The 482-nt window shown below is 80.5% G+C and carries 1 pseudogene; it reads right to left on the bottom strand.

The features are described from left to right. Positions 1–155: 155 nt before the first annotated feature. Positions 156–482, bottom strand: a pseudogene (locus CBZ_RS19790) (hypothetical protein); the annotation flags it as partial.

The raw sequence follows: 482 nt of genomic DNA, 5'->3' as shown, positions 1-482 counted from the left end.
CAGGTCGGCGGCCGCGACCTCCGCGGCGGACGGCGGGCGTGTCTCCCACCAGCCGAGCGCGACGAGCCCGATGGCGCCCAGCACGAGGCCGGCGGCGACGAGCCAGACGAGGGGTCGGGCCGCGGCCCGGGCGAGCTCGGCGCGCAGGAGGGCGGTCACGCTCGACCTCCCGGCGAGGCGGTCGTCGTCGGGTACGCGCCGACGGGCGGGGCGTCCGTCGTCGCGTCCGCGGTGGCGGCCCCGTCCGGAGCGGAGCCCGTGAGCTCGAGGAAGACCGACTCGAGGTCCCGCCGCAGCAGCACGACCTCGTCGGCGAACACCTCGCCGCGCGCGAGCACCTCGTTGACCTGCGCGGCGCCCGCCGCCCCGGACACGACGAGCGCGTGCCCGTCCCGGCGCACGGCCCACCCGCGCGCGGCCAGCAGCGCCGTGGCCCGCTCGGGCTCCGCGACGCCGACGCGGACCGCGGCACCGCCGTCGCC

The sequence above is a fragment of the Cellulomonas biazotea genome, from assembly GCF_004306155.1.
GTDB lineage: Bacteria > Actinomycetota > Actinomycetes > Actinomycetales > Cellulomonadaceae > Cellulomonas > Cellulomonas biazotea.
Note: the sequence above shows the minus strand (reverse complement) of the source record. Positions and strands in the feature narration are given on the sequence as shown.